General features: G+C 60.3%; 9 protein-coding genes, 2 tRNA genes and 1 pseudogene. 2 read left to right on the forward strand and 10 right to left on the reverse strand.

The genetic code is table 11. The features are described 5' to 3' along the window. Positions 1-80 precede the first annotated feature (80 nt). The 5 genes from ACFCU0_RS09860 to ACFCU0_RS09880 form a co-directional block, all read right to left on the reverse strand. Positions 81-2,366 (reverse strand): TonB family protein, encoded by a 2,286-nt coding sequence (locus ACFCU0_RS09860; RefSeq protein WP_434973504.1) that lies wholly within the window; start codon positions 2,364-2,366, stop codon positions 81-83. A gap of 313 nt (positions 2,367-2,679) precedes the next feature. Further along, positions 2,680-2,754 (reverse strand) — tRNA-Glu (locus tag ACFCU0_RS09865). A gap of 35 nt (positions 2,755-2,789) precedes the next feature. Then, positions 2,790-2,863: transfer RNA gene (locus ACFCU0_RS09870), tRNA-His, on the reverse strand. A 250-nt stretch (positions 2,864-3,113) separates the two neighbouring features. After that, positions 3,114-3,578, reverse strand: a complete 465-nt coding sequence (ribH, locus tag ACFCU0_RS09875; RefSeq protein ID WP_434973505.1) for a 6,7-dimethyl-8-ribityllumazine synthase — start codon at positions 3,576-3,578, stop codon at positions 3,114-3,116. A 179-nt stretch (positions 3,579-3,757) separates the two neighbouring features. Then, positions 3,758-4,597, reverse strand: coding sequence for a PHP domain-containing protein (locus ACFCU0_RS09880; protein ID WP_434973506.1), 840 nt, complete (start codon positions 4,595-4,597; stop codon positions 3,758-3,760). Positions 4,598-4,768: 171 nt separating this feature from the next. On the opposite strand from ACFCU0_RS09880, the gene ACFCU0_RS09885 reads away from it, so the two are divergent. Continuing rightward, a complete protein-coding gene (locus ACFCU0_RS09885; RefSeq protein WP_434973507.1) occupies positions 4,769-5,290 on the forward strand; it encodes an HIT family protein in 522 nt (173 codons plus the stop codon). Between the two features lie 286 nt (positions 5,291-5,576). On the opposite strand, the gene ACFCU0_RS09890 is transcribed toward ACFCU0_RS09885, so the two are convergent. After that, positions 5,577-5,987: a hypothetical protein gene (locus ACFCU0_RS09890; RefSeq protein ID WP_434973508.1), complete on the reverse strand. Its 411-nt coding sequence runs from the start codon at positions 5,985-5,987 to the stop codon at positions 5,577-5,579. Positions 5,988-6,610: 623 nt separating this feature from the next. Between ACFCU0_RS09890 and ACFCU0_RS09895 the strand changes: the two genes are divergently transcribed. Beyond that, positions 6,611-6,907 (forward strand): hypothetical protein, encoded by a 297-nt coding sequence (locus ACFCU0_RS09895; RefSeq protein WP_434973509.1) that lies wholly within the window; start codon positions 6,611-6,613, stop codon positions 6,905-6,907. Here ACFCU0_RS09895 and ACFCU0_RS09900 read toward each other — a convergent pair. From ACFCU0_RS09900 to ACFCU0_RS09915, 4 genes and pseudogenes are all read right to left on the reverse strand, one after another. Continuing rightward, the gene (locus tag ACFCU0_RS09900; protein ID WP_434973510.1) at positions 6,897-7,442 is read right to left on the reverse strand and encodes a hypothetical protein; all 546 of its coding nucleotides are present in this window, start codon (positions 7,440-7,442) and stop codon (positions 6,897-6,899) included. The genes ACFCU0_RS09895 and ACFCU0_RS09900 overlap by 11 nt on opposite strands. Before the next feature lie 9 nt (positions 7,443-7,451). Next, positions 7,452-7,739, reverse strand: coding sequence for a hypothetical protein (locus tag ACFCU0_RS09905; RefSeq protein WP_434973511.1), 288 nt, complete (start codon positions 7,737-7,739; stop codon positions 7,452-7,454). A 19-nt stretch (positions 7,740-7,758) separates the two neighbouring features. Further along, positions 7,759-7,932: a hypothetical protein gene (locus ACFCU0_RS09910; protein WP_434973512.1), complete on the reverse strand. Its 174-nt coding sequence runs from the start codon at positions 7,930-7,932 to the stop codon at positions 7,759-7,761. Between the two features lie 817 nt (positions 7,933-8,749). Then, a pseudogene (locus ACFCU0_RS09915) lies at positions 8,750-9,549 on the reverse strand (hypothetical protein); the annotation flags it as partial.

The following is a 9,549-nucleotide window of genomic DNA, read 5'->3' on the forward strand; positions in this document are numbered from 1 at the left end:
TAAAAACGGGGATCGACCCTTCGGCCGATCCCCGTTTCCTTTCAGAATGCGCGTATAGCTCAGATGAGCCGAACGGACGCTCAGTCTTGGAGGCGGAACTCGATCCAGACGGCTGTGCGCGACGGAACCGGCTTGCCGTCGACTTTCGCCGGAATGAACTCTGCGTCCTCCACAACTCGAAGGGCCTCGTCGTCGATCGCATTGTTGACGCCGCGGGTGACGTTGGCCTCTCGGACGGTTCCGTCCGCATTCACCACGACTTGCATGTAGACGCGCCCCTCGACACCGCGGCGGGCGGCTGACGGCGGGTACTTAACGTCCTTGTGCAGGGCCTGGAGACCGCCATCGACCTGTGCCTCTTCATCGACGACCGTGTAGATGTCGCCTTCCTTCATGTTTTCACGGCGCTGCTGCTCCTTCTGCCGCTTGGCCTGTGCAAGCTGGATGGCTTCGAGTTCGCTTTTCGCCTTCTCTAGCTGCTCCTGTGCGTAGGCGTCGCCCTTCTTTGCGTCGAGGGCGCGACGGTACAGATCGACCGCGTCCTCGTAGCTTCCTTCCTGGAAGGCGACGTCCGCCTGGGCACGGAAGCGCTCGTACGCGGACTGGTTCTCGCGCTGCTCCTGTAGGAGACGATCGGCTTCAGCGATGGCGTCCATGACATCATCGGTCGTGCGCGCGTCCGAGGCCTGCTCGAAGGCCGACTTCGCCTGTGCGTACTCGTTGCGACTCATGTAATCCCGACCGCGCTCCATCGCACGGCGGTAAATCGTTTGCGCACGTGCACGCTGCGCCTGCTGCTGCTGACGGACCATTGCCTCGAGATTCTCATCGTCTTCGCCACCGGACCGCAGCTCGGCAATCACATCATCCTGACGCTTCTCCGCGCGGTTGATCCGACGCTGAACCGATTCCTGGTCGCGGATGTCAAGGGCCGAGTAGTAGCTCGTCGTGGCCTGCGAGTACATCTGCAGGGCCTCGCTCATTTCGCCCTCCGCGTACGAGGCATCAGCTGCGGCCATCAGGGAATCGCCCGTCGACACGCGGGCGGTGAATGCCTGTTCGCCGCCGCCGCTCGTCATCTGATCGATCTCGCGAAGACGCTGCTGCGCGAATGCGTCGTCGGTGCGTACGTCCAGGGCCTGCGTGTATGCTTCACGCGCTGCGGCGTAGTTCTGTGCCTCATAAAGCGAGTCGGCCCGCGTCCGGTATTCTTCGTACGACGCGCTTCCTCCTCCCGCGAACAGGAAGTACCCGGCCCCTCCGAGCAGAAGGAGGACGATGGGGATTCCGACGAGCATCGCGGTGCTGCTGGACTCTTTTTTCTTCCTGCTCGACCGGCTCGAGCGGGAGCGCGTCCGGGCCGGGCGTTCCCGGCCGCCGGTGGACAGCACCTCTACCTCGCCGTCCTGATCCGTATCCGACGCGTCGTCGTTGGCCTCTTCCTCGAGCTCCGTCGGAATGATGGCGTAGCCGCTCTCGGTGCCATCGTAGCGGGTCGACGACTCCTTTAGTGCCTTGGCGAGGGCCTCGGCCGACTGCAGGCGCTTCGAGGGGTCAACCTCCAGCGCATCGATAAGCGCCTCCCGGACGCCGGGCGCACTGAAGGCGTCCGCGTCCTGAATGAGGTCTGCCAGCGGGTCATCGCCCTCAAGGCGATCGCTGGCCTCCGGCAGTTCGCGGCCGGTGACCATATAGCAAATCGTCGCAGCCGCCGCATAGACGTCCGTCCATGGCCCCTGGTTGCCGCGCGGCGTGTACTGCTCGATCGCCGATGTCCCCTGCTGGACGAGAGCCGACAGTTCACCACCCTGGCGGGCAAGCTGGATGAATGCGCCCTGGAACCCGGTCAACAAGACAGAGCCGTCGTTGCACAGACGCACGGTTTCCGGCGATACACCGCCGTGGTAAAGGCCGTTGTCGTGCGACAGCTGGAGGGCCTCCAGAATCGGCACCATGATCGTAAGCGCCGCCTTCTCCGACAGCGTCCCCTTACTCTCAAGGCCTTTCCGGAGAGACATGCTCTGCTTGTGGGGGCGGGCGCGGTACGCCGTGCCGTTGGCCTCGAACACCTCATACCCTGACGGCAGGGCGTCGTGTTCGAGTTGGCTGAGCACGCTCGACTCTTTCTGGAAGTACTCCATCCCCGACTGAAACAGTTGCGACTCCTTGTCGCCGCCGAGGATGTCAATCGAGGTTTTTCCCGACTCGCGTTCTACGAGGTGGACGGGAAAGAATTCGCGGATGACGGTCGCCGTTTCCGAGTCGACCGTCTCCCCCAGGTACTTGATGTCGAACGGCCCGGGATCGCCCAGTGTACGCTTAATGGTGTACTGCTTATTCAGTACCGTTAGCGGGGCCAGTTCCATGGATAAACGCTCTGAACGTGATTGAGTGGAGAAGTCAGGACCGACGTCGCCCAATGCGAGGGGCAACGCCTGGGAGTAGCAAAATGGGATGCGCCACCGACTGCTGTCGACCGCCATGCGGCCACGAGCACGGTTTGCGCCTCGACGTGCGCTCGCCTCGTTCTAATCTACGCCAAAAGACGAGCCACAATGCGCCGGAACCGTGCAGGAGGTGAGGAACATCTTTGAACCAATGTAACATCCATGAAGGAAAGGACAAAGAAAAGGCCTCGATAGCAGTGCCATCGAGGCCTTCCAAGAAATTTAAAAGTTGTACCGCGTACGGGATTCGAACCCGTGTTACCGCCGTGAAAGGGCGGCGTCCTAGACCAGACTAGACGAACGCGGCAGGTAAAAATGTGCTTCTACACGTACTTTCTTCGGGGTGACCGGAGGGATTCGAACCCTCGGCCTCCAGGACCACAACCTGGCGCTCTAACCGACTGAGCTACGATCACCATGTATGCCCTGTCCTGGAGTGAAACGCTGTATTTCGTGCGTTCCCGATTGCAGGATTCAAAGGGTACGAGCGATTCCTTTCGATGTCAAGGTGCGACTGTGGGGCCTCTGTGAAATACACCGCCCCGTCGCGCCGGCATTTCGGTGCTCCAAATTGCGGCCGACGGCGACACGGCCGGCACGAAAAAACCTCGCGCTGCGATATTCATTGACGAGCAGCCACGGCCCGGGTTCCGGGTTGATCAAGCTCTACAGTTTCTCCATCAAGTTGGCCATTTCGATGGCTGCCGCCGCCGCTTCCGCCCCTTTGTTGCCGGCCTTCGTCCCAGCACGTTCGATCGCCTGCTCAATCGTTTCCGTAGTGATGACGCCGAAGATGATCGGCACGCCGGTCTCGAGCGAGGAGTTGACCGTTCCACTCGTCGTTCCGGAGCAGACGTAGTCGTAGTGCGTGGTCGCCCCCCGGATCACGGCCCCGATGCAGATCACCGCATCGTAGGAGCCGGACTCCGCCATCTTCTTCGCCGCAACGGGCAGTTCGAGCGATCCCGGCACGCGCGCCACCACGACCTTGTCCGGATCCCCGCCGTGCCGCTTGATCGTTCGGAGGGCGCCGTCCAGCATTTCCTCGGTGATGAAGTCGTTGAAGCGGCTGACCACGATGCCGAACCGGTGATCGCGCACGACGAGGTCTCCTTCCAGGTACTCAGGCATAAGCGGAACGAATCAGGGATGGATGTACAAACCGGCCGGGCACGAGTGCGTCATAACCGGCGATGATGTTACGCGGTCGCCGCGTGACTTCGTTCCCGCATCGGCATGAACCGTAGAACGAGACGCGGACGCGTCGTGCCGGTACTGCCGCGAGAAATCCGCCGCGCAGAGCGATCCTGCTACGACGTCTGGCGAGCGAGGTGTGCGGACAGCATCTTCCACTCCCGGCGCGACAACCCGAGGCGCCCCAGGTTTTCTTCGTGTCGCTCGCTTCCACCGTGATAGTCGGAGCCTCCCGTCATCATCAGTTCAGAGGTCCGGACCTTCGTCCGGTAGTAGTCCACGAGGTAATCGGGGTGCGATGGCGAAACGCATTCGATGGCGTCGACCCCGGCGCGGCGGAGGTCGCGAAGGATGTGCCCGGGCATCCACTGACCGGGGTGAGCAATGGACACGATGCCGCCAGCCTGATGCACGACGTCGATCGCTTCGCCAGCGGATGGACCGGGCGCCGGGACGTACGCCGGAGCTTCGTTGCCCAGGAAGCGGTCGAACGCCGCGTTGATGTCCGACACGTCCCCGTTTTCCACGAGCACGCGAGCCAGATGCGGACGCCCGAGCGATGCCGCCGGCTCCGCTTCCGCCTCCACCTGATCCATTGTGACGTCCACACCCATGGACGTGAGCCGATCGACCATCGCAGTCATCCGGTCCCTGCGCCCCTCACGAAATCCGTCGAGGTACGCAACCAGAGCAGGATTTGAGGGATCGAAGCCGTAGCCGAGGAGGTGAACGACGTCGTCGCTGACAGAGACCGTGAGTTCGACGCCCGGAATGAGGTCGATGCTCGTGTGCTTTGCAGCCGAGGCGGCTTCATCGAGACCCGCGATGGTGTCATGATCTGTCACGGCCAAAACCTGGATTCCCCGGTCGGCTGCTTTTTCCAGCAGGACGGTCGGGGAATACAGGCCGTCCGAGAAATGGGTGTGCGTGTGGAGATCGGCAAAAATGGACCGCATGCAGGCGTCGTCATGTAAGCGAAGTGATGAAGGGCGCCCATGTCCGGAAGGTTGTTTGTGCTGCCCATCCCTCGAACGCAGGTATCATATAATGCATCCAGCCCGCCGAATGATGCTTCCCGGGGGGCCGTGTCTGTTCATCCTCTCCCTTTTTCCACTACGTTAACCCCAATGGACCGAATCTGGAGTCCCTGGCGATCGGAGTACGTTTCCACTGCGAATGATCGTGTCGACGGGCGTGAGGGCGTCTCGATATTCACCGCACTGCAGGAGGATGGTGCCAACAACGACGCGGATGCCGAGCATCTCATTCTCTGGCGCGGCGAACACGTTTTCGTCATCATGAACCTCTATCCGTACAATAACGGCCATTTGCTGATCGTCCCCTTCCGGGAAGTCGCATCCTACGTCGACCTGACGAGGGACGACCAACACGCTATGGCCGAGGCGGTCGACCGGTGCATGTTGTGGTTAACGGACGCGCTTGATCCGGAGGGCTTCAACGTCGGCCTGAACATCGGCCGAGCAGCCGGGGCGGGCGTTCCCGATCACCTCCACATGCACGTCGTGCCGCGCTGGAGCGGTGATACGAACTTTATGCCGGTAACCGGCGAAACGAAGGTGCTTCCGGAGTCCCTTCGGCAGACGTATGACAAGCTCGCTGCCGCCATTCGCGAGGACGGCGATGCATGATTCACCCCGGACGTCCGCGCCACGCCGTTTCCCTATCGTAAACTTCAACGACGACGGGCAGCGGTGTACGCCGAGCCCACCGCCGGGCCTCTGGGGCCGTAAAACGTGGCCGAACGGACGCAAGTGGACGTTTGCTGAGTCGACCGTTCGTTGTTCAGAACACGACGTCGTACCGCTCGAGCCGGCGGTGGTAGGGCGCGGGCGTAGGCACCGCGCCAGGACGCATCAGCGGGATCCGATCCCTTGATAAGCCTTCCCGAGGGCGCACTCTGAGCCGAACGCCGAGCTACGTGCCCGGATCGTCCTCGTCGTCCATGTCGATAACGTATCTCTTCGTACAGCCTTCCAACACCTCCGACATCTCCTCGACATCAACGCTGATGCCGAGCAATCCGGCAATACTTGATTCATCAACGAAGAGAAGCAATGGCGGTGAGCCGGTCTCGCGACGGAATAGGACCGCATTGTCGAAGGCGACGCGTTCGGCATAGCCGGTTTCTACATTGCGCCGCTCTCTTTCACGGCGATATATCGAGATCGTGCGAATGCGGGAAGGAGACGTGCGGTTCGGGGTGGTCGCGTTAAACCGAACCCCCGTCCAAAAGCCATGGAGGGCCCCAGTGTGAGGAATGTACTCTCCACGTGTCCACTCGGGGGCAGCCGTCGTGTGACGAGCCTCCAGGAGAAACGCATTCATAGCATACCGTTCGGTATCTGCCCAATCAGGAAAATCGACGGTTACGATACCTTCTGGGCCGATAAGAGCGACCTTCTCCGTTCGGATCTGCGGCCTGTCGGCCGTGAGATGAACACGTAAGCTTGAAGAGATTGCGGTGTGTAGAGGAAATCCGACGAGTCGGTTCAGGGCATTGATCGTATCGTCGTCCGCTCTCCAGTTGATTTTCGTCGGATTGCTCATTTCGATGCCGGGCGGGTCCAGGTCGAATCTCAGGATAGCAAGTGGATGGACCGACGAGACCCTGCCCTACGATGGTTGATGAGATATTATTGTTTTGTGACCGCCACAGAGTCATGCGTGTTGGGTTTGGCGGGTCCCCGAATTCAACCGTGTCTGGAATCTGAGCGGACGACAGGCGATTCGCCTATCTGATTGAGGCGTGGCGCAAACCGACCGACCATTTCCATCTATGAGGCTCTGGATACGATCGCTATCCGCCTTTTGGCCCAGTTGACCCGCTTCGCAACGCAGATAGAGGGCGGTGTTGATATTCGCGAAATCGCCGATGCCGTGCCACGCTGCGGAAAACACTGCGAGCTCTGAAGCCCGCCAATGATGTCGTCATACCATGTCAGTCCCAAATGCTCGCCCAGATTCAGGTGCTGCAGCATGTCGAACACGCCGCCCGCGGGGCTGATCTGGCTCACCATGTAGTCCAGTACGCTGATCAGTACAACGACATCGCCATTCAGGGCCGCCTGCCCATCGGCGGCCGCTTGCACGGCCTGAGCCCACTCACCGTCAAGGATGTCGCGCCAGGTGCGTCCGTCTACGAGGTCCTCGCCGCGGCGGGGGGCAGCGAGGGCCTTATCCCTAGTCTTGGTCGCCTTTTGCTACTGCCAGTTGTGGATCATGGGGCTACGACATTCAATCTCTAATCAGTTGCAGCATGTAAACCATCGACTCCTCGGGATCGACGCCCACCCACTCTTCGAAGTGGTCAAGGATCCGAACCTCTCGGTACCCATCCGACCAGTAGTGCTCGTCTTGAAGACCCATCGCCAGTCGGTACCAACGAAGCTGGCTGCTCTGTATGTAGCTGAGTAGCGCCCTCAATCGCTGCTGCAGCATTTCGGGGCCTGGCCACGAATCAAGATAGCGGTCCAATTCCGCCTGCGAGGCCGGAATCAGGCGCTCGCGCATGGCCTTCTCAACCTCCTCTGCGGCGATGCGCTCGTAGTGATCCGGACGGATCTCAGAGACCGCAAATGGGCCGTGCTCTCCCTTGTACGAATGGTTCCACCGCTGATGCTGATAAGCTTTCGATCCGATAAGTCGTTCGAAGATTCCAGCGCTGTCGAAAGCCTCTGGAATGCCATCCGGCAGCCAATACTGGTACAGGATGAGAGCAATACCTGGAAACTGAAGAAGGCTCTCTCCATGGACCTGTACTGACGATGCGTCTTTAGCCATTTCATCAAGCTATTCGAACGGGTATTTCGAGTCCCCGAACCGAATCTTCTGGGTGCTTCCGGACTCGTTCAGATTGATTGTAGGTCTTCGCTTTCCATCGATCACAGTTCCCGAGCGATACTGTGTCATACGCACACTGCCGCCCGGCATGAGCACCTCCCAGTTTCCATCGGCACGCTGATAGACCTGGGTGCCCCACTTTTCCGCGAAGTTGTCCAGGACCTTGCCAGCGTCACCTTCGAGGATACGGTAGGCACCATTGGCTTCTTCACCCAACTGACCAACTTGCTTGAGCAAGCTAAGGTCGTCGATGGTGTTAGCGAAGTCGCCGGACGGCCTGCGCGAGTTGCGGGAAGTACTGCGAGCTCTGAAGCCCCCCGATGATGTTGTCGTACCACGACAGCCCCAGGTGATCCCCCAGCTTCAGGGTCTGCAGTATGTCGAACACGCCGCCGGCGGGACTGATCTTCCTGGCAATGTCCTCCAGCACGCCAACCAGCGCGACGGGATCCCCGCTCAGGGTCGCCTGCCGACAGCCGTTTGCATGGCGTCGGCCCTCTCGCTGTGGGGGCTGTGAAGAACTGATACCCGTCGCAAGGACCGGACGGGAAGCCCCATTTGCCCTGGCTACATCCCCAGTACTGAAACTACGCCGTGCTCGTGAGCTGCATTTTCGAGCCACGAAGCGAGATAATCTGCGGTATCGCGCAGCGATCGAAGGTGGTCCGTCTCACCTTCAAGAAACTCCTTTCGGGAGTGCGTCGACATGAACCCCGGTGCAGGTGTTATCTGACTGAGGTCCGCACCGTGATCGATCTTTGTCACCCAACCACGTAAGTCTTCGATCACCGGGTCCCAGACGGCCATCGGGACTTCCGTGAATGCGTAGCGGGAGAATGAAGACGATGGCGTGTGACGAATCAAGAGCGGTTCGAAGTGCGCAAACCGCTCCTCAGGCATGTAAATGGATGACTCTCGGGACGCCCCGCCCTCATAGGATCCCGGTAGGAATTCAATGGGATGAACGACCGCTCCGGGCACTCTTGAAATCCAGGCTACGGACATGCGCTTCTCCACTGGTCACTGTCGTCGAGTTGCGGTGATTACACCCTCTCTGTACATTGCAGGTTGCGCAGAATAGACTTAGGCACTGTCTGAGGAATGGATTCGACGCCGAGATCGAGCGTTCACGAGACCGCGGTGTTCGAAGCGATCCGCCTGTATCGGCAGCTACCGGTGGTGAGCGACGGACGCCCCGGTCCGTGAAAAGCCGATCGTAGGCTGAAGACACGTTTTTGAGACAGGCCCTAGTCACCGAGTTGATCGAAATACGTCCTACGCGGATTATACCGCGATATATCTGGCCGAAAAGCCGTCCCCAAATCAGGATTTGCAGGATCGAAGATGACAACCGTTTCGGTAGCCCGGTCCCAGAAGGCTCTTTTCTCGATATCCGTTCGAAAGACCTTGACTTCGTCTGGATTCCGAATGATGTCTTCGATCAGGTCGACGAACTCGTCCTGAGTACTGAGGATGCCCGCGTACTTGTCGCCATGTTTGTCCCAGGCGTGTCCTGTTCCGATAAAGTGACTGCCGAATTCGTCGAAATACGCCGACTGCGAAAATGCCCGTGTAATGTCGTCGAACCACGACAGCCCCAGGTGATTCCCCAGCTTCAGGGTCTGCAGCATGTCGAACACGCCGCCGGCGGGGCTGATCTGGCTCACAATGTAGTCCAGTACGCTGATCAGCGCAACCACATCCCCGTTCAGCGCTGCCTGCGTGTCCAGGCCTGCCTGCGCGGCGTCCGCCCACTCGCTCTCCAGGATGTTCTTCCACGTTTTCGCGTCCAGCAGGTCTTCACCTCGCTGCAGGGCGCGCAGAAGCTTCTGCCCGAGTCGCCGCGCGGGTCCCCAAAGGAATTCTTCGGACTGAACTTCCACCGCATCATCGGGGTGGAGCTCGCACAGGGGCAGCGACGGATCGCCACCCGGACCGTCATAGCACGTATCACCGCCACCGACGCCGGACCCACCCCCTCCCAATGGCGGGGCAAACGCCTGACACGTGGCACTCTCGATCTCGTAGGTCCCGTCGGCGTTCATCC

This window comes from Longibacter sp. (genome assembly GCF_051155795.1).
Classification (GTDB): Bacteria; Bacteroidota; Rhodothermia; order Rhodothermales; family Salinibacteraceae; genus Longibacter.

What these genes read in the sequence shown, in the direction of transcription:
- ACFCU0_RS09860 (WP_434973504.1), bottom strand. Translation starts at nt 2,366, where the DNA reads ATGGAACTGGCCCCGCTAACGGTACTGAATAAGCAGTACACCATTAAG.
- ribH (WP_434973505.1), bottom strand. Translation starts at nt 3,578, where the DNA reads ATGCCTGAGTACCTGGAAGGAGACCTCGTCGTGCGCGATCACCGGTTC.
- ACFCU0_RS09890 (WP_434973508.1), bottom strand. Translation starts at nt 5,987, where the DNA reads ATGAATGCGTTTCTCCTGGAGGCTCGTCACACGACGGCTGCCCCCGAG.
- ACFCU0_RS09880 (WP_434973506.1), bottom strand. Translation starts at nt 4,597, where the DNA reads ATGCGGTCCATTTTTGCCGATCTCCACACGCACACCCATTTCTCGGAC.
- ACFCU0_RS09900 (WP_434973510.1), bottom strand. Translation starts at nt 7,442, where the DNA reads ATGGCTAAAGACGCATCGTCAGTACAGGTCCATGGAGAGAGCCTTCTT.
- ACFCU0_RS09895 (WP_434973509.1), top strand. Translation starts at nt 6,611, where the DNA reads ATGCTCGCCCAGATTCAGGTGCTGCAGCATGTCGAACACGCCGCCCGC.
- ACFCU0_RS09885 (WP_434973507.1), top strand. Translation starts at nt 4,769, where the DNA reads ATGGACCGAATCTGGAGTCCCTGGCGATCGGAGTACGTTTCCACTGCG.